Below are 17,477 nucleotides of genomic sequence, written 5' to 3' on the forward strand. Positions count from 1 at the left end.
CTGCAAAGGACACAACTGCAATGACCATGATCGCTGAGGGCGTCGTCGGTTCCATCGCTTCCGTCGGTTACGGCCTTGCCGCCATCGGCCCCGGCATCGGCGTCGGTCTGATCTTCGGTAACGGTGTCCAGGCCATGGCCCGCCAGCCCGAGGCCGCCGGTCTCATCCGTTCCAACATGTTCATCGGCTTCGCGCTGACCGAGGCGCTCGCGCTCATCGGCATCGTCATGCCGTTCGTGTTCGGTACCGGCAAGTAATTCCGGCGCACCGGTAGTCCCCCAGACGAAAGGTTCAGATATGAACCCCGTGGTCGCCTTCGCGGCCGAGGAGAAGATGAACCCTCTTCTCCCCGCGTGGCCCGAGGTCATCATCGGCCTGCTCTGCTTCTTCATCGTCTTCGGTCTGCTCGGCAAGAAGCTCCTCCCCAGCATCGAGAAGGTGCTGTCGGAGCGCCGGGACGCCATCGAGGGCGGCATGGAGCGCGCCGAGGCCGCTCAGGCCGAGGCCCAGGCCGTGCTTGAGCAGTACCGTGCCGAGCTCGCCGAGGCGCGCCACGAGGCCGCCCGCATCGTCGAGCAGGCTCGCGAGCAGGGTGCCGCCCAGCTCACCGAGATGCGCGAGGAGGGCCAGCGTCAGCGCGAGGCCATCGTCGCCGCCGGCCACGCCCAGATCGAGGCCGACAAGAAGCAGGCGACCGCCGCCCTGCGTCAGGACGTGGGTTCGCTGGCCACCCAGCTGGCTTCCCGCATCGTGGGCGAGTCCCTGGAGGACTCCGCCCGGCAGAGCGGCGTCATCGACCGGTTCCTGGACGAGCTGGAGGCCAAGGCCGCCGTTGCTCAGGGTGCGGCCAAGTGATCGGCGCCAGCCGCGAGGCCCTCGCCGCCGGTCGGCAGAACCTCGACAGCCTGACCGACTCCACCTCGGTGGACGCGGCCAAGCTCGCCGAGGAGCTCGCCGCCGTCACGGCCGTACTGGACCGTGAGGTGTCGCTGCGCCGAGTCCTGACCGACCCGTCCCGGTCGGGTCAGGACAAGGCCCAGCTGGTCACCTCGCTGCTGACCGGGCAGGTCTCCGGCGAGGCCGTCGACCTGGTCTCCGGCCTGGTCCGCTCCCGCTGGTCGGGCTCGCGCGACCTGGTGGACGCGACCGAGGAGCTGGCCGCGTACGCCGAGGTCATCGCCGCGGACAAGGCCGGCACCCTGGACGACGTCGAGGACGAGCTGTTCCGCTTCGGCCGGGTGGTGAGCGGCTCGCACGAGCTGCGCGCCGCGCTGACCGAGCCGAAGGCCGGTGCCGTGGCCAAGGCCGCGCTGGTGAACAAGCTGCTCGGCGGCCGTGCCAACGCCGGCACCGTCCGGCTGGTCACCGCCCTGGTCAACGTGCCGCGTGGCCGTAGCCTGGAGCAGGGCCTCGAGTCCTACTCGAAGCTCGCCGCCGCGCGCCGCGGCCGCATGGTGGCCCTGGTCACCAGTGCGGTGCCGCTGTCGGACAGCCAGAAGGAGCGCCTGTCCGGTGCTCTGGGCCGGATGTACGGCCGCCAGGTCCACCTGAACATCGACGTCGACCCCGAGGTCGTCGGCGGCGTCCGGGTGCAGATCGGCGACGAGATCATCGACGGCACCGTGTCGAGCCGCCTCGAAGGCGCTCGCCAGTCGCTCGAAGGCTGAGCAAACCAGCAGCACATCCGACCCTCGGTCGGGAAACCGGCTCCCCAAGGAGTCGGCAAAACGTACGGCCGGTTCATACGACCCGGCCGAGAGTCGAGTACTTGCGGCCCTCAATGGCGGGCCGAGGATCGCAAACTAGGAGAGCAGGGAAGCCTGATGGCGGAGCTTACGATCCGTCCGGAGGAGATCCGGGACGCGCTGGCCGACTTTGTCCAGTCGTACCAGCCGGACGCCGCTTCTGTGGAAGAGGTCGGTACGGTCACTGACGCGGCGGACGGCATCGCGCATGTCGAGGGCCTGCCCTCGGTCATGGCGAACGAGCTGCTGAAGTTCGAGGACGGCACGCTCGGCCTCGCGCTGAACCTCGACACCCGCGAGATCGGTGTCGTCGTCCTCGGTGAGTTCGGCGGTATCGAAGAGGGCCAGACCGTGCGCCGCACCGGCGAGGTCCTCTCGGTTCCGGTCGGCGACGGCTACCTCGGCCGCGTCGTGGACCCGCTGGGCAACCCGATCGACGGCCTGGGCGACATCGCCTCCACCGGCCGTCGCGCCCTTGAGCTGCAGGCCCCCGGCGTCATGGCCCGCAAGTCGGTCAAGCAGCCGCTGCAGACCGGCATCAAGGCCATCGACGCGATGACCCCGATCGGCCGTGGCCAGCGTCAGCTGATCATCGGTGACCGCCAGACCGGCAAGACCGCGGTGGCCGTCGACACGATCATCAACCAGCGCGACAACTGGCGCTCGGGCGACCCGGAGAAGCAGGTCCGCTGCATCTACGTCGCCGTGGGCCAGAAGGGCTCCACCATCGCGTCCGTCCGCGGCGCCCTGGAGGAGGCCGGCGCGCTGGAGTACACCACCATCGTGGCCGCTCCCGCCTCCGACCCGGCCGGCTTCAAGTACCTCGCCCCGTACACCGGTTCGGCCATCGGCCAGGAGTGGATGTACGACGGCAAGCACGTCCTGATCATCTTCGACGACCTGTCGAAGCAGGCCGAGGCCTACCGCTCCGTCTCCCTGCTGCTGCGCCGCCCGCCGGGCCGCGAGGCCTACCCGGGTGACGTCTTCTACCTGCACTCCCGTCTGCTGGAGCGCTGCGCCAAGCTGAACGACGCCCTGGGCGGCGGCTCGATGACCGGTCTGCCGATCATCGAGACCAAGGCCAACGACGTCTCGGCGTACATCCCGACCAACGTCATCTCCATCACCGACGGCCAGTGCTTCCTGGAGTCCGACCTGTTCAACGCCGGCATCCGCCCGGCCGTGAACGTCGGTATCTCGGTCTCCCGCGTCGGTGGCTCCGCCCAGATCAAGGCCATGCGCTCGGTCGCCGGCCGTCTGCGCCTGGACCTCGCCCAGTACCGTGAGCTGGAGGCCTTCGCCGGCTTCGGCTCCGACCTGGACGCGGCCTCCAAGGCCCAGCTGGAGCGCGGTGCGCGCATGGTCGAGCTGCTGAAGCAGGGCCAGTACCAGCCGTTCCCGGTCGAGGAGCAGGTCGTCTCCATCTGGGCCGGCACCACCGGCAAGCTGGACGACGTCCCGGTCGCGGAGATCCGCCGCTTCGAGCGCGAGTTCCTGGACTTCGTCCGCCTGCAGCACAAGGACCTGCTGGCCGGCATCGTCGAGACCGGCCTGCTGGCCGACGGCACCGTCGACGCCCTGACCGGCGCGATCGAGTCGTTCAAGCAGGGTTACCAGACCGCCGACGGCAAGCTGCTCTCCGAGCAGGCCTGAGTCCGGTAGCGAGGGAAAGGACGTAACGACCCATGGGAGCACAGCTTCGGGTCTACAAGCGCCGGATCCGCTCTGTCACCGCGACGAAGAAGATCACCAAGGCGATGGAGATGATCTCCGCGGCGCGCATCGGCAAGGCGCAGCGCGCGGTGGCAGCCTCCGCTCCGTACGCCGATGAGCTCACCCGGGCGGTGACGGCGGTGGCCACCCGGTCCAACGCCAAGCACCCGCTCACCACCGAGAACCCGAACGCCGAGCGCGCGGCCGTCCTGCTGATCACGGCGGACCGCGGCCTGGCCGGCGGCTACTCGTCCAACGCCATCAAGGCCTCGCTGACGCTCAGCGAGCGCCTGCGCGGCGAGGGCAAGGACGTCGTGACCTACATCGTCGGTCGGAAGGGTCTGTCGTACTACACCTTCCGCAACCTGGCGGTGGGGAACTCGTGGACGGGCTTCTCGGACAAGCCGACCTACGGCGACGCGAAGACGGTGGCGGCCGAGCTGATCGAGGCCTTCACGGCCGAGACCGGCGGCGTGGACGAACTCCACGTGGTCTCGACCGAGTTCGTGTCCATGCTGACGCAGGACGCGGTCGCGGCGCGGCTGCTGCCGCTGAAGCTGGACGAGGTCCAGCTCAGCGACCAGACGCCGGCCAAGTCGGAGATCTTCCCGCTGTACGACTTCGAACCGTCGGCGGAGGGCGTGCTCGACGCGCTGCTGCCGCGGTACGTCGAGAGCAGGATCTACAACGCGCTGCTGCAGTCGGCTGCTTCCGAGCACGCCGCCCGCCGCCGCGCGATGAAGAGCGCGACGGACAACGCCGGCGAGCTCATCAAGTCGCTCACGCGGCTTGCCAACTCGGCCCGTCAGGCCGAGATCACCCAGGAAATCAGCGAGATCGTCGGCGGTGCCAACGCCCTCGCCGACGCTAGCCGCGGGAGCGAATGAGTATGACCACCACTGTTGAGCCGACCACGGCGACGGGCCGCGTCGCGCGGGTCATCGGCCCGGTCGTCGACGTGGAGTTCCCCGTCGACGCGATTCCGGACATGTTCAACGCCCTGCACGTCGAGGTGGACAACCCCGACGGCACGGGTAAGAAGACCCTCACGCTCGAGGTCGCCCAGCACCTCGGCGACGGCCTGGTCCGCGGCATCTCGATGCAGCCGACCGACGGCCTGGTCCGCGGTTCGCAGGTCACCGACACCGGTGCCGCGATCTCCGTCCCGGTCGGCCAGATCACCAAGGGCAAGGTCTTCAACGCCCTCGGTGACGTGCTGAACGTCGACAAGGCGGAGTTCGAGAAGCAGGTCGAGGTCCGCTGGCCGATCCACCGCAAGGCCCCGGACTTCAAGGACCTCGAGTCCAAGACCGAGATGTTCGAGACCGGCATCAAGGTCATCGACCTGCTCACCCCGTACGTCACGGGTGGCAAGATCGGTCTGTTCGGTGGTGCCGGTGTCGGCAAGACCGTTCTGATCCAGGAGATGATCTACCGCGTCGCCGAGAACTTCGGTGGTGTGTCGGTGTTCGCCGGTGTCGGCGAGCGCACCCGTGAGGGCAACGACCTCATCGACGAGATGGTCGACTCGGGCGTTCTGGACAAGACCGCGCTGGTCTTCGGCCAGATGGACGAGCCGCCGGGCACCCGTCTGCGCGTCGCGCTCTCCGCGCTGACCATGGCGGAGTACTTCCGTGACGTCGAGAAGCAGGACGTGCTCCTCTTCATCGACAACATCTTCCGGTTCACCCAGGCCGGTTCCGAGGTGTCGACCCTGCTCGGCCGCATGCCCTCCGCGGTGGGCTACCAGCCGAACCTGGCCGACGAGATGGGCCTCCTGCAGGAGCGCATCACCTCGACCCGCGGTCACTCGATCACCTCGATGCAGGCGATCTACGTCCCCGCGGACGACCTGACCGACCCGGCGCCGGCCACCACCTTCGCCCACCTGGACGCGACCACCGTTCTGTCGCGTCCGATCTCGGAGAAGGGCATCTACCCGGCCGTCGACCCGCTGGACTCCACGTCCCGCATCCTCGACCCGCGGTACATCGCGCAGAGCCACTACGACACGGCCGTCCGCATCAAGGGGATCCTGCAGAAGTACAAGGACCTCCAGGACATCATCGCCATCCTCGGTATGGACGAGCTGTCCGAAGAGGACAAGATCACGGTGCACCGTGCCCGCCGCATCGAGCGCTTCCTCTCGCAGAACACCTACGTGGCGAAGCAGTTCACCGGTGTCGAGGGCTCGACCGTGCCGCTGTCGGAGACCATCGAGGCCTTCAACTCGATCGCCGACGGCAAGTACGACTCCGTCCCGGAGCAGGCCTTCTTCATGTGCGGTGGCATCGAGGACCTCGAGAAGAACGCCGCCGAGCTGGCGAAGAAGTAATCGCGGCCGGTAGCAGCTGAGTGACCGTGAGGGGTGGCCCCCGAGCCTGGGGACCACCCCTCGCGTCGCATCGGCTGTGATTCCGGTCAAATCCGTGCCGCCGGTTTCATGCCGGGGGCGCGGGGCCGTTATTCTTACCGAAACTCCCGAGTAATCGGGGGTTGCATGAGCCTAGGAGCCCACGTTGGCTGAGCTGCACGTCGAGCTGGTCGCAGCCGACCGCAAGGTGTGGTCCGGTGCGGCCACCATCGTCGTCGCCCGTACGGCCTCCGGTGACACCGGCATCATGCCGGGCCACACCCCGGTGCTGAGCGTGCTGGAGACCGGTCCGGTCACCATCCGCACGGTGGACGGCGGCACCGTCATCGCCGCGGTGCACGGCGGCTTCATCTCGTTCGCCGACAACAAGCTGTCTCTGCTCGCGGAGATCGCCGAGCTGGCGGACGAGATCGACGTCGCGCGTGCCGAGCGCGCACTGGAGCAGGCGAAGTCCGACCTGGACGCGCACGCCGAGCGTCGCGCCGAGGTGCGGCTGTTCGCGGCGCGCGGCCTCAAGGCCCACGCCTGAGTGTGCCGGACCCCCGGCTTGGCGGGGTCGACCGACGGTCCCGGGGACGCGCGAGCGTGACCCCGGGACTGTCGTCGTAGTTGGTAGGTCAGCGCGGTCGTCCGGTACGACCGTAAACGGGGAACGCGGGTAGCGAGGAGGTAGGTGAGCATGGTCCTCGCGCTTGTGGTGTGTGCGGCGGTCGTGGCGCTGGGAGTGATCGGCTTGATGGCCTTCGCCGTACGCCGCCGCCTGATCCAGCGGGTCGGCGGCACGTTCGACTGCAGCTACCGGCTCAAAATGCCCGCCGACGCCTCGACGCAGCCCGACCTCGACGAGAACGGCAAGCCCACCTCCGCCCCGGTCCCCCCGACCGACGGCAAGGGGTGGGTTTTTGGTATCGGCCGGTACAGCGGCGACTCGATCGAGTGGTTCCGGGTCTTCTCGTACGCCCCGCGCCCGCGCCGGGTGCTGCCGCGGCGGGAGATCGAGGTGCTCGGCCGGCGCTACCCGGAGGGCCAGGAGGAGCTGGCGCTGCTCTCCGGCTCGGTGGTCCTGCGCTGCCTGCACAACGGGGCGCCGCTGGAGCTGGCGATGAGCGAGGACGCGCTCACCGGCTTCCTGGCCTGGCTGGAGGCGGCCCCGCCCGGACAGAGGGTCAACGTCGCCTGAGCCGGGCGGCTAGGGTGGCGGCATGGTCAATCTGACGCGCATCTACACCCGTACCGGGGACGACGGCAGCACCGCGCTCGGCGACATGAGCCGGACCACCAAGACCGACCCGCGGCTGATGGCGTACGCCGACGTCAACGAGGCGAACGCGGCGATCGGGGTGGCCCTCGCGGTCGGTGCGCTGCCCGAGGACGTCGCCGCCGTGCTCATCCGGGTCCAGAACGACCTGTTCGACGTCGGCGCCGACCTCTCCACGCCCGTGGTCGAGGACCCGAAGTACCCGCCGCTGCGGGTGCTGCAGTCCTACATCGACCGGCTGGAGGGGGACTGCGACCACTACCTGGAACAGGTGGAGAAGCTGCGGAGCTTCATCCTGCCCGGCGGCACGCCCGGCGCGGCCCACCTGCACCTGGCCTGCACGGTGGTGCGGCGGGCCGAGCGCTCGACCTGGGCGGCGATCGCCGAGTACGGGGACTCCGTGAACCCGCTGACCGCGAAGTACCTCAACCGGCTGTCCGACCTGCTGTTCATCCTGGCCCGGGTGGCCAACAAGGAGCGCGGTGACGTGCTCTGGGTGCCGGGCGAGAACCGTTAGGGCACCTTCTCCGGAGCGGGCCGCTCGGCCACCCGGCCGTCCACCACGGTGACGCCGGCCGGCGGCTCCTTGGGCCAGATCGAGTAGCAGCCGGCCACGATCACGTTGACCCCGGCCGCGATGCCCAGCTTCCAGTACCACGGGGCGAAGTCGCCGAAGTGGGCGGAGCCCGCGGACAGCGGGACGAGCAGGCTGATCAGGGCCAGGGTGATCACGGCCGAGACGACCGTGCGCTTGGCGATCTGCCACTCGTACGCCGTCCGCTCCGGGCCGTACTTCGGCGAGGGCGGCGGCTTGGGGCCGCCGGCGAAGCGGTGCAGGAAGTGCCGGTCGGCCCAGGCCACCAGCGAGGGGCCGTAGCCGACCGAGAAGCCGGCGTAGCTCGCGGCCAGCGCGTGCATCCAGCTCGCCTCGGCGCCGCCGCGCAGGTTGAGCACGGTGAGCGCGTACAGGGCGAGGTCCACCACCGGCAGGCCGATCAGCAGCACGGTGCTGGTGCGGCGCCGACGCAGCAGGTAGCGGGTGGAGAGGGCGAGGCCGAGCACGATCCACCAGGAGATCTCGGCCGCGACGATGAGGGTGACGATCATGTTGAGCTCCGGTCGTTTCGGCGGTGGCTCCAGCCTCGCGCGGGTGCGGTGCGGTGTCGTCGTCGTCCGGTGCCGTCCGGGCCTGCACCTTTCGATGTAGCGGGCTCCTCCGTGGACCGGAGCCGGGCGGGCCGCGGGGATGGTGAGATGGGGTCGTGCTCGTACCGTCCCTCCCCCCGCGGCAACTGGACCGGCTGATCGCCCTGTGCGGGCTGCTCGGCGGCGCGGTGTTGATCGTCTTCAAGGTGTACGACCGCGCCGATCGGCTGCCGCTCTGGGCGGTGGTGCTGCCGCTGCTGGTGATGGCCGGGCTGGAAGTGCTCCGGCGCACCCGGCCGGTGGTCGCGGTGTCGCTCGGCGGGCTGGCCTTCGCCGGGAGCGTGTTCGCCGGCAGCCTGCTGGCGACCACGATCATGTACACCGACCTGCTGTACGCGGCGGTGCTCTACGGCTCCAGCCGGATGTCCCGGGTGCTGCACCTGAGCGGCGGGGCGACCGTGCTGGTGCTCTCCAGCCTGGCCTGGTACACGTCCGGGACCTCGGCGGGGCTGCTGATCGTGGTGGTCGGTTCGCTGGTGTTCCTGGGGCCGGTGTGGACCGGCGACCTGGTGCGCAGGCACCGGCACGAGGCGGAGACCGAGCGGCTGCGGGCCGAACAGACCGCGCTGCTCTCGGAGATGGACCGGCGCGAGGCGGTCGGCGCCGAACGGGCTCGGATGGCAAGGGAGTTGCACGACGTGGTGGCCAACCACCTGTCGGCGATCGCGATCCACGCCACCGGGGCCCAGTCGGTGGCCCGGAGGCAGCGGTTGGCCGCGGACGATCCGCTGGTGGAGGTGCTGGCGGTGATCCGGGAGAACAGCGTCCAGGGATTGGCCGAAATGCGCCGCATGATCGGGCTGCTCCGGGACAGCGGCGGGGGAGAGGCCGACGAGTCCTACGCCGCGCCCGATCTGGCTGCGGTGGACGCCCTGTTGGCGAAGGCCCGGGCGGCCGGACGGGACATCGGGCTGGCGTTCGAGCTGACCGAACTGGGTGAGCGCGGAGACGTCCCGGTGCCGGTCGGGCTGGCCGCGTACCGGATCGTGCAGGAGTCGCTGACGAACGCGCTCAAGCACGCCGGTCCCGGAGTGGTCGCGCTGCGGCTGGAGTTCGGCCCCGAGGAACTGCGGATCGCCGTCGACAGCCCCTACCGCGGCGAGCCTGGCCGCGGGCTGCCCGGCGCCCGGGCCGGGCTGGTGGGCATGGCGGAGCGGACCGGGCTGCTCGGCGGCAGCTTCGAGGCCGGGCCGCGGGACGGGTGCTGGAGCGTGCGCGCGGTGCTGCCGCGCGGCCGGGAGAGCGAGGGACGGGTATGACGATCCGGGTGCTGGTGGCCGAGGACCAGGCGGCGGTACGGGCGGCGCTGGTGATGATCCTGCGCGCCGAGCCCGGGTTCGAGGTGGTCGGGCAGGCCGCCGACGGCGAGGAGGCTGTCCGGCTGGCGCTGGAGCTGCGGCCCGACGTGGTGCTGATGGACGTGCAGATGCCCCGGCTGGACGGCGTCTCGGCGACCCGGCAGGTGGTCGAGGCCGGCGCCGCCCAGGTGCTCGTGCTGACCACCTTCGACCTGGACGAGTACGTCTACGGAGCGCTGCGGGCCGGCGCGGCCGGGTTCCTGCTCAAGGACCTGGAGGCGGACACCCTGGTCGAGGGCATCCGGACGGTGGCGCGCGGCGAGGGCATGCTGGCGCCCTCGGTGACCAGGCGGCTGATCGGGACCTTCGCCCGCCCCGAGCGGCCGGTCGGACCGGAGGCCCGGACGGCGGTGGCGGGGCTGACCGAGCGGGAGCGGGAGGTGCTGGCCTGCCTCGGCGCCGGGATGTCCAACGGGGAGATCGCGGCCCGGCTGGAGATGGCGGAGGCGACCACCAAGACCCACGTCAGCCGGATCCTGGCGAAGCTGCGGCTGCGCAGCCGGGTACAGGCGGCGATCCTGGCCCAGGACCTCGGTCTGACCATCTGACGACCATCCTGGTCGGGTGACCAGGTCGGTTGCAGATCACACTCCCGATTGCTATTGCGCACGGGATTCGGGCACTAAAGTCCGGCCCAGAGCACTGCGGCTCCCGGTGGGCGACCCCTGCCCTGAGCCGCCTTCAGGGCCCGCCCGCGGGGCGGCGACGGCATCGGGAGACCCAGCCATGAGCAATGCGTCCAGCAAGCAGATCGCCGTGATCGGTGCCGGCCTGATGGGCGCCGGCATCGCCCAGGTGTCCGCCCAGGCCGGCCACCCGGTGGTGCTGCGGGACGTGACCGAGGAAGCGCTGCAGCGCGGCCTCACGGGCATCCGCGCCTCGTACGAGAAGTTCGTCTCCAAGGGCAAGCTCAGCGCCGAGGACGCCGAGGCCGCGCTGGGCCGGATCACCACCACCACCGACCTGGGCGCCGTCGCCGAGGCCGACATCGTGGTCGAGGCCGTGTTCGAGAACCTGGAGGTCAAGGAGGGGCTGTTCCGCGAGCTGGACAAGCTCGCCAAGGACGGCGCCGTCCTGGCCTCCAACACCTCCGCCATCCCGATCACCCGGATCGCCGCCGTCACCGGCCGGCCGGAGTCGGTCGTCGGCGTCCACTTCTTCTCGCCGGTCCCGATGATGAAGCTGGTCGAGCTGGTCCGCGGCTACAAGACCAGCGACGAGACGATGGCCGCCGCCCGCGCCTACGCCGAGGGCGTCGGCAAGGAGGTCGTGGTGGTCAACCGCGACGTGGCCGGCTTCATCACCACCCGGCTGATCACCGCGCTGGTCGTCGAGGCCGCCAAGCTGTACGAGTCGGGCGTCGCCACCGCCGAGGACATCGACACCGCCTGCCGCCTCGGCTTCGGCCACGCCATGGGCCCGCTGCAGACCGCCGACCTGACCGGCGTCGACATCCTGCTGCACGCCGCCCACAACATCTACACCGAGACCAAGGACGAGAAGTTCGCCGCCCCGGAGATCATGGCCCGCATGGTCACCGCCGGCGACCTCGGCCGCAAGAGCGGCCGCGGCTTCTACCCCTACGAGGGCAAGTGAGCCCCAGCGGCCTCTCCCGGGCCTGAACGACCTGGTGGGCCGTGCGATCGGGGCATCGTGCGGCCCGCTGTTCCGGGGTGGGTGAGTTTCCTCACGCAGGGTGCCGCAGACGGGTGATTTGGGCGGTAATCGAGCGTAGGTGTGGAGAGTTCCTGCGTATATTCCCTCGGACGAGTGAAGTTGCTTCAGATCAGGGCGGAAACCAGCAACCTGCGGCGCTGCTCCACCGTCAGATGAGGGAACCCGGCATTCCGACCGGGGCCGGGCGCGGACCGAGCCGCCACCGGCGTCCCGCCCGGGCAGTCCCGACCTCGATCCAGCGGCCACCCCGATCCGGCGGCCACCCCGCCTCCCGGCCCGTCGCGGCCGGGGCCGGACCCACCCCCCCGGAAGAACCGGACCAGCCAGGCCACCCAGGCGAAGGAGGAGAGCATGCGCATCACCGGCAACCACACGGCGCTGGCCATCGAAGGCCGCCTCGACGTGCGCACCGCCGCCGACGCACGCGTCCAGCTGCACCAGGCCGTGGACGGTGGCCTCGGCGACCTCGTGCTCGACCTCGGCCGGCTGGAGTTCTGGGACGCCACCGGCCTCGGCGTGATCATGGGCACCCACCGGCGGGCCGGCCGGATCGGCCGCCGGCTGGTGCTGCGTTCCGTCCCCGCCCAGCTCCAGCGGCTGCTGGTGGCCACCAAGCTGCACCGCATCCTCGCCGTCGACGGGGGCATTCCCGAGGTGCAGGTCCTCTAGCTCCTAGGGCGGGTCCGACAATTCGCGTCGGATCAGCGCGTGCCGGCCCGGCAGGTCGGGGGACGATCCGGCAGGCCTTCACCTTCCCCGCACCCGGACCGCGCTGCACGGCCGGGCCCGGATGTGCAAGAGTCTGCCCGTCAGATGACGGCCGCCCGGAGCCGGGTGCCCACCGCCCGCCCGCGGCCGCGACCGAGACGTGTGCCGGCCGGCGCGGGGCGCCGGCGGCCGAACACGATGCGGAGCAGAACGTGGCACAGCCATCCGGCGAGTTCCGGCAGGAGGCCGTCCGCACCCGCGGCGGCGAACTGGTCTCCGGCGGCCTGCTGGTCGGCGTCGGCGCCCCGGACGGCTCCGAGGCCCGACCCTGTCCGGAGGAGTGGCGGCCCCGCCCGCGCCGGATCGAACGCAGCGAGCCCGCGCGCGGCCCGCTCGGCGGCGTCGGCCGGGCGGTCGGCCCGCTCGCCCTCGGCGCCGGGCCCACCGACCTGCCGCTGCTCGACCGCGAGGCCGACATCGCCGAACTGCTCGGCCTGCTCGCCGAGGGGCGCTCGATACGCCTGGTCGGCCAGGCCGGCTCGGGCCGCAGCACCCTGCTGTCGGCCGTCGCCGAAGCCGCCGCCGACCTCGCCCCCGGCGGTGTCGTCCAGCTCTGCGGGCATCGCCGCACCGCCGCCGACCTGCTCCAGGACCTCTTCGCGGCCACCCACCACGCCCCCGGTTACCGGCCCGACCCCGGCCAGCTCACCGCCCACCTCGCCGAGGTCCGCGCGGTCGTCGTGATCGACGGGGCCGAGCCGACCGGCGCCGAGCTGGAGGAACTGCTCGCCACCGCCCCCGGCTGCGCCTTCCTGATCTCGGGCGCCCCGGACGGCCCGCCGCTGCCGGCCGGTTCCCGGCTGCGGGACCACCTCGTCCCCGGGCTGTCCCGGGCCGCCTGCCTCGCCCTCACCGGCCGGCTGGCCGGACGGCCCCTGGACGTCGCCGAGAAGGCCTGGGCGGTCGACCTCTGGTTCGAGTCCGAGGGACTGCCGCTGCGCTTCGTCCAGGCCGCCGCGCTGCTGCGCCAGCGGGACGTCTCGGTGGACGCGCTGGTCGCCGCCGAGGAGGACCGGCGGGACGTCTTCGGCGCGGTCGAGGAGCCCGTCCACGACCCCGACCCGGCGATCCGGGAGAACGCGCTGCGGCGCACCGTACCGCTGCCCTCGGTCGCCGAGACCGCCTCGCCCGCCGTCCGCCTCGCCGAGGGGCTCAGCGAGCCCGCGCAGGCCGTGCTGAGGCTGGCCGTCGCGCTCGGCGGCGAGTGCCCCACCGCGCCGCACCTGCCCGCGCTGATCGACGTCGGCCAGGGCGAGAGCGCGCTGGCCGAACTCGCCGACGCCGGGCTCGCGGTGTCCATCGGCGGGCACCACCGGCTCACCGCCGGGGCGCTCGAACTGCTCGCCCCGCACTGGCCGGCCCGCGGCTGCGTCGACGGCGCGGCCCAGCACTTCGCCTGGTGGGTCGGGCACAGCTCGGTGTCGCTGGCGCAGATCGCCGCCGAGGCCGAGGTACTGATCGGTGTGCTGCTCGCGGACCGGACCGCCGGACGGCACGACGCCGTCGTCCGGCTGGCCCGGGCGGCCGCGCCCGCGCTGGCACTGGCGCTGCGCTGGGGCGCCTGGGAGCGGGTGCTGCAACTCGGCATGGAGGCGGCCCGGAGCACCGGCTCGGCGGTCGACCAGGCCTGGTTCCACCACGAGGCGGGCGTCCACGCGATCTGCCTCCGGCAGCCGTCCCGGGCGATCGCCGAACTGGAGAGCGCGCTCACCCTGCGGGCCGCCGCCGGCGAGCAGCGCGGGGTCGCCGCCGCGGGCCGGATGCTCGACCTGCTGCGCGCCGACGGCCGGCAGCTGCCGGCCGCCGCGCCCGCCGGGGCGGCGGCCGGCCGCGGGCCGGTGATCCGCAAGATCGCGGCCCGGGTACCGGCCGGGCTGAAGGCCCGTACCGGGAAGCGCCGCCGGGTGGTGGTGGCCTCCGCCGCCCTGCTCACCTTCGGCGTGCTCGGTACGGCGGTGGCGATGAGCCTCGCCGCGCCCGACGGGGCCAAGGGGAACGATCCGCACGGGCGGATGGACGAGGTCGGCGACACCGGCAACGCCCCGCTGCCGCTGCCGTCCGCCGACAGCGCTCCGGGTACCGCCGGGAGCGGCGGCACCGCGCCGGGGGCGCCGGCCGGGACGGGGACCGGCCCGGAGCCCTCGGCGAGCGGCAGCGCGTCGCACTCGCCGAGCGCCTCGCCGACGAGGCGGCCGAGCAACTCGCCGGGGGCGACCCAGTCGGACGGCCCGCAGGGGCAGCCGCAGCCGCCCGCGCCGGGCCAGCCGCAGCCGCCGCAGCAGTCTCAGCCGCCGGGTCCGCAGTCCTCGCCGCCGTCGGTGCCGAGCCACACTCCGTCGGCACCGGCGACCACTTCGAGCGCGCCCTCGACGCCGTCCACGCCGTCGTCGACCTCGACCGGAACGCCCAGCCCGACCACCTCGGCGAAGAGCGGACCGGTCTGACCGGTCAGAACAGCTTGAGCTTGTCGTCGTCGATGCCGCGCAGCTCGTCGTAGTCCAGCACCACGCAGCCGATGCCCCGGTCGGTGGCCAGGACGCGGGCCTGGGGCTTGATCTCCTGCGCGGCGAAGACGCCCTTGACCGGGGCCAACAGCGGGTCCCGGTTGAGGAGTTCGAGGTAGCGGGTGAGCTGTTCGACACCGTCGATCTCACCGCGGCGCTTGATCTCGACGGCGATCGTGGCACCGTCGGCGTCGCGGCAGAGGATGTCGACCGGGCCGATGGCGGTCGGGTACTCGCGGCGGATCAGCGACCAGCCGGACCCGAGCACCTCCATCCGGTCCGCGAGCAGCTCCTGGAGGTGGGCCTCGACGCCGTCCTTGATCAGGCCGGGGTCCACCCCCAGCTCGTGCGAGGAGTCGTGCAGCACCTCCTCCAGCGTGATGATGAGCTTCTCGCCGGCCTTGTTCTCCACCGTCCAGACCCCGTCGGCCACCTTGAGGGCGCACGGCGGGGACATCCAGTTGAGCGGCTTGTAGGCGCGGTCGTCGGCGTGGATGCTGACGCTGCCGTCGGCCTTGACCAGGATCAGCCTGGTGGCGGAGGGCAGATGGGCGGAGAGCCGACCGGCATAGTCGACTGAGCAGCGGGCAATTACGAGACGCACGGTCGACCACGCTAGCCCACCGGGGCCAGTTGATGCGATTCCGAGACGACCGGGTGAAGAAACCGCGAACCCCGCGACCATGGAGGTTCGGTGGTCCCGCCGCCGCCCGCCGCGCTCTGGCGTACGCCCCCTGGGGTCGCTACGGTGTGTGACGCCACGGATGCGGGGTCGCTGTCAACGGGGATGGAGACTTCAGGTGAACGATCCGATGGGATCCGGCCAATCTGGTGCACCGCGGCGTATTTCCGGAGCAATCCGTAGGAACGACCAGCCCGCTCCGCCGTTGACTGCCACGCTGTTCTGACGCGGTCGGTGTTCAGGACGTCACGTCCCGTGGCGCCGCCGCCCTTCGCAACAGGTGCCGGAAACGCCCGTTCCACTGTGTTCCGGACACCATCTGCGATATCGCCCACCCTCACTGTGAGCTTGGACTACGCATGACCACCCGGGCGCCGCCGCGGGTGGACCGCGAGAGGAGAATCCATGTCGCTCGACGTCTCACCGGCCCTGCTGGAAAAGGCCGAGCGGGGCGAGGTCGACGAGCGGGAATTCGTCGACTGCGTCCGCGTCTCGTTGCCGTACGCCTGGGACCTGATCAGCTCCCTGGTGGCCCAGGCGAAGGTCGACGGCACCGACTTCGCCGACAACCAGGTGCCGCCGCCCAGCGAGCAGGCCCGCGGCCAGCTGCTGCGTGCCCTGGCCAGCGATGCCATCCGGGGCGCCCTGCAGCGCCACTTCGGCGTCCGGCTGGCGTTCCAGAACTGTCACCGGGTGGCGGTGTTCCTGCCGTCCGAGGCCAACGAGGCGCGGTACGGCCGCTTCACCTCCGTCCGGGAGCAGCTGCTCAACCAGTCCGAGGAGCTGCGGGACTGCTGACCCGGCCGGTGCCGGCCGCCCCCGTCCCCCGGTGCGGGGGGAGGGCGGCGGTCCGGGCCGGGGTCAACTCAGCTGCGGCAGCACCTCGGAGCCGAGTCGGGCGATGTTGTGCAGGGTCGTCTCGCGGTCGCCGCTGCCCTCCGCGAGCAGGGCGAACCGCCGGATGCCGGTGCGCTCGGCGGTGGCCAGCAGCCGGTCGGCGCACTGCCTCGGAGTGCCCACCGCGTGCAGGTCGCAGAGCAGTTCGGTGTACTGGTGCGGGTCGCGCATCTTGCGTTCGCGGCCGTCCACGGTGCGGTGGGCGCCCAGCCCGTACTCGAACCAGCCGGGCATCGCGTTCAGCAGGGTGGCGCGGGCGGCCGAGGCGCGGTCGTCCACCTGGGCCACGCCGGCCGCGACGTGCTGGCGGGTCACCCGGCGCAGCTGCTCCTCGCCGCGTCCGGCGGCCAGCCAGGCGGCGCGGTAGAGCTCCAGCATCCGCAGCTTGTCGTCGTCGCCGGAGTGCATGCCGAGCAGCATCGGCAGCCCGCGCTCGGCGGCCAGCTTCACCCCGCCCGGGGAGGTGCAGGCGACCACCACCGGCGGGCCGGCCACCGGCCGTCCGGCGGCGGTGAGTTCCTCGGCCAGGCCGTCGGTGTCCTGGCGCTGGCGCGGGAAGCGCACCGGGCCGGTCGGCTCGTCCAGGCCGAGCCAACTGCTCAGGCCCGGGCGGCGCGGCGATTCGGTGGCCTGCGGCACCACCGCCACCTCGGGGAAGGCGAACTGCGGTCCGTCCGCGCCCACCCGGGAGCCGCGCAGCCAGCGCAGCAGCAGGTCCAGCCGCTCCGGGAAGCCGTTCTCGAAGGCGTCCACGCCGGCGCCGAACACCTCCAGGTCGATCCACGGCCCGCCGCGGCCCACCCCGAGCGTGAAGCGCCCGCCGGAGGTGAGGTGGAGCAGCGCGGCCTGCTCGCCGAGCGCCACCGGGTGGCTGGTGGAGAGCACGCTGACCGCCGTGCCGATGCCGATCCGGTGGGTGCGCCCGAGCAGCAGTGCGGCCAGGGTCGCGGCGTTGGGGCAGACCCCGTACGGGACGAAGTGGTGCTCGGCCAGCCAGACGCTGTCCAGGCCCGCGCGTTCGGCCTCGACGGTGGCCCGGACGGTGCGCTCCAGCGCCTCGCCGTGGCTCTGCCCGGGGAACTGGGCGGACAACAGGAACGCGCCGACCCGTACCGGGGCGGTGTCCGGCGGCAGTGCGCCGTTGCGCTGCGCGGCGGTCAGCGGTTCGCCCGTGGCGGCGGTCAGCGGCGGTACGGAGGTGAGCGTCGGGCCGGGGGCGGGTGGGCGCACGCCGACGGGCCGGCGGGTCTCGGCGCGGGGGCTGGTCTTGGTCATCCTGGGGGCCTCCTCGGGTG

18 protein-coding genes are annotated in these 17,477 nt (G+C 71.9%); 15 read left to right on the forward strand and 3 right to left on the reverse strand.

Features of this window, described 5'->3' with window-relative positions; translation table 11 throughout:
• The first annotated feature begins 20 nt into the window (after positions 1-20).
• The 9 genes from atpE (at position 21) to ACFWIS_RS03460 (ending at position 7,607) form a co-directional block, all read left to right on the forward strand.
• On the forward strand, positions 21-257 hold the full coding sequence (gene atpE, locus ACFWIS_RS03420) for an ATP synthase F0 subunit C (protein ID WP_097236234.1): 237 nt from the start codon (positions 21-23) through the stop codon (positions 255-257).
• A 40-nt stretch (positions 258-297) separates the two neighbouring features.
• The gene (locus ACFWIS_RS03425; protein ID WP_188302976.1) at positions 298-855 is read left to right on the forward strand and encodes a F0F1 ATP synthase subunit B; all 558 of its coding nucleotides are present in this window, start codon (positions 298-300) and stop codon (positions 853-855) included.
• The gene (locus ACFWIS_RS03430; RefSeq protein WP_380452906.1) at positions 852-1,667 is read left to right on the forward strand and encodes a F0F1 ATP synthase subunit delta; all 816 of its coding nucleotides are present in this window, start codon (positions 852-854) and stop codon (positions 1,665-1,667) included. The genes ACFWIS_RS03425 and ACFWIS_RS03430 overlap by 4 nt, the downstream gene beginning before the upstream one ends.
• A gap of 156 nt (positions 1,668-1,823) precedes the next feature.
• Positions 1,824-3,398 (forward strand): F0F1 ATP synthase subunit alpha, encoded by a 1,575-nt coding sequence (gene atpA, locus ACFWIS_RS03435; RefSeq protein WP_380452908.1) that lies wholly within the window; start codon positions 1,824-1,826, stop codon positions 3,396-3,398.
• 32 nt (positions 3,399-3,430) lie between these two features.
• Entirely contained in the window at positions 3,431-4,345 is a 915-nt protein-coding gene (locus ACFWIS_RS03440; RefSeq protein WP_380452910.1) for a F0F1 ATP synthase subunit gamma, read from the forward strand.
• A gap of 2 nt (positions 4,346-4,347) precedes the next feature.
• Complete coding sequence (gene atpD / locus ACFWIS_RS03445) at positions 4,348-5,793, forward strand: F0F1 ATP synthase subunit beta (protein ID WP_380452912.1); 1,446 nt, start codon at positions 4,348-4,350, stop codon at positions 5,791-5,793.
• Between the two features lie 184 nt (positions 5,794-5,977).
• Positions 5,978-6,361: a F0F1 ATP synthase subunit epsilon gene (locus ACFWIS_RS03450; protein WP_030282045.1), complete on the forward strand. Its 384-nt coding sequence runs from the start codon at positions 5,978-5,980 to the stop codon at positions 6,359-6,361.
• 150 nt (positions 6,362-6,511) lie between these two features.
• Entirely contained in the window at positions 6,512-7,012 is a 501-nt protein-coding gene (locus ACFWIS_RS03455) for a DUF2550 domain-containing protein (RefSeq protein ID WP_188302971.1), read from the forward strand.
• 22 nt (positions 7,013-7,034) lie between these two features.
• Positions 7,035-7,607 carry a cob(I)yrinic acid a,c-diamide adenosyltransferase gene (locus ACFWIS_RS03460; protein WP_380452914.1) on the forward strand — a complete coding sequence of 191 codons (573 nt, stop codon included), beginning with the start codon at positions 7,035-7,037 and terminating at the stop codon, positions 7,605-7,607.
• Here the strand turns inward: ACFWIS_RS03460 and ACFWIS_RS03465 are convergent.
• Positions 7,604-8,197, reverse strand: a complete 594-nt coding sequence (locus ACFWIS_RS03465) for a hypothetical protein (RefSeq protein WP_380452916.1) — start codon at positions 8,195-8,197, stop codon at positions 7,604-7,606. The two genes, ACFWIS_RS03460 and ACFWIS_RS03465, sit on opposite strands and share 4 nt — an antisense overlap.
• Positions 8,198-8,352: 155 nt before the next feature.
• Here ACFWIS_RS03465 and ACFWIS_RS03470 point away from each other — a divergent pair, with 155 nt between their 5' ends.
• The 5 genes from ACFWIS_RS03470 to ACFWIS_RS03490 all read left to right on the forward strand — a co-directional run bounded on the left by ACFWIS_RS03470 (position 8,353) and on the right by ACFWIS_RS03490 (position 14,543).
• Positions 8,353-9,555, forward strand: a complete 1,203-nt coding sequence (locus tag ACFWIS_RS03470; protein WP_380452918.1) for a sensor histidine kinase — start codon at positions 8,353-8,355, stop codon at positions 9,553-9,555.
• Positions 9,552-10,202, forward strand: coding sequence for a response regulator (locus ACFWIS_RS03475; protein ID WP_380452920.1), 651 nt, complete (start codon positions 9,552-9,554; stop codon positions 10,200-10,202). The genes ACFWIS_RS03470 and ACFWIS_RS03475 overlap by 4 nt, the downstream gene beginning before the upstream one ends.
• Positions 10,203-10,380: 178 nt before the next feature.
• Positions 10,381-11,250, forward strand: coding sequence for a 3-hydroxyacyl-CoA dehydrogenase family protein (locus tag ACFWIS_RS03480; protein WP_380452922.1), 870 nt, complete (start codon positions 10,381-10,383; stop codon positions 11,248-11,250).
• 432 nt (positions 11,251-11,682) lie between these two features.
• Positions 11,683-12,000 (forward strand): STAS domain-containing protein, encoded by a 318-nt coding sequence (locus ACFWIS_RS03485; protein ID WP_380452924.1) that lies wholly within the window; start codon positions 11,683-11,685, stop codon positions 11,998-12,000.
• 251 nt (positions 12,001-12,251) lie between these two features.
• Entirely contained in the window at positions 12,252-14,543 is a 2,292-nt protein-coding gene (locus ACFWIS_RS03490; RefSeq protein ID WP_380452926.1) for an ATP-binding protein, read from the forward strand.
• Positions 14,544-14,547: 4 nt separating this feature from the next.
• Here the strand turns inward: ACFWIS_RS03490 and nucS are convergent, their stop codons facing one another.
• The gene (gene nucS / locus ACFWIS_RS03495; protein ID WP_380452928.1) at positions 14,548-15,207 is read right to left on the reverse strand and encodes an endonuclease NucS; all 660 of its coding nucleotides are present in this window, start codon (positions 15,205-15,207) and stop codon (positions 14,548-14,550) included.
• A gap of 483 nt (positions 15,208-15,690) precedes the next feature.
• Here nucS and ACFWIS_RS03500 point away from each other — a divergent pair, with 483 nt between their 5' ends.
• Positions 15,691-16,083 (forward strand): SCO5389 family protein, encoded by a 393-nt coding sequence (locus ACFWIS_RS03500; protein ID WP_380452930.1) that lies wholly within the window; start codon positions 15,691-15,693, stop codon positions 16,081-16,083.
• Positions 16,084-16,146: 63 nt separating this feature from the next.
• On the opposite strand, the gene ACFWIS_RS03505 is transcribed toward ACFWIS_RS03500, so the two are convergent.
• A complete protein-coding gene (locus ACFWIS_RS03505; RefSeq protein WP_380452932.1) occupies positions 16,147-17,457 on the reverse strand; it encodes an LLM class flavin-dependent oxidoreductase in 1,311 nt (436 codons plus the stop codon).
• Positions 17,458-17,477: the final 20 nt, after the last annotated feature.

The organism is Kitasatospora sp. NPDC127060, assembly GCF_042724935.1.
Taxonomy (GTDB): Bacteria; Actinomycetota; Actinomycetes; order Streptomycetales; family Streptomycetaceae; genus Kitasatospora.

Bases quoted from the DNA above. Each gene is read 5' to 3' on its own strand.
- atpE (WP_097236234.1), top strand. From the start codon at position 21: ATGACCATGATCGCTGAGGGCGTCGTCGGTTCCATCGCTTCCGTCGGT.
- ACFWIS_RS03425 (WP_188302976.1), top strand. From the start codon at position 298: ATGAACCCCGTGGTCGCCTTCGCGGCCGAGGAGAAGATGAACCCTCTT.
- atpA (WP_380452908.1), top strand. From the start codon at position 1,824: ATGGCGGAGCTTACGATCCGTCCGGAGGAGATCCGGGACGCGCTGGCC.
- ACFWIS_RS03440 (WP_380452910.1), top strand. From the start codon at position 3,431: ATGGGAGCACAGCTTCGGGTCTACAAGCGCCGGATCCGCTCTGTCACC.
- atpD (WP_380452912.1), top strand. From the start codon at position 4,348: ATGACCACCACTGTTGAGCCGACCACGGCGACGGGCCGCGTCGCGCGG.
- ACFWIS_RS03455 (WP_188302971.1), top strand. From the start codon at position 6,512: ATGGTCCTCGCGCTTGTGGTGTGTGCGGCGGTCGTGGCGCTGGGAGTG.
- ACFWIS_RS03460 (WP_380452914.1), top strand. From the start codon at position 7,035: ATGGTCAATCTGACGCGCATCTACACCCGTACCGGGGACGACGGCAGC.
- ACFWIS_RS03465 (WP_380452916.1), bottom strand. From the start codon at position 8,197: ATGATCGTCACCCTCATCGTCGCGGCCGAGATCTCCTGGTGGATCGTG.
- ACFWIS_RS03475 (WP_380452920.1), top strand. From the start codon at position 9,552: ATGACGATCCGGGTGCTGGTGGCCGAGGACCAGGCGGCGGTACGGGCG.
- ACFWIS_RS03480 (WP_380452922.1), top strand. From the start codon at position 10,381: ATGAGCAATGCGTCCAGCAAGCAGATCGCCGTGATCGGTGCCGGCCTG.
- ACFWIS_RS03485 (WP_380452924.1), top strand. From the start codon at position 11,683: ATGCGCATCACCGGCAACCACACGGCGCTGGCCATCGAAGGCCGCCTC.
- ACFWIS_RS03500 (WP_380452930.1), top strand. From the start codon at position 15,691: ATGTCGCTCGACGTCTCACCGGCCCTGCTGGAAAAGGCCGAGCGGGGC.
- ACFWIS_RS03505 (WP_380452932.1), bottom strand. From the start codon at position 17,457: ATGACCAAGACCAGCCCCCGCGCCGAGACCCGCCGGCCCGTCGGCGTG.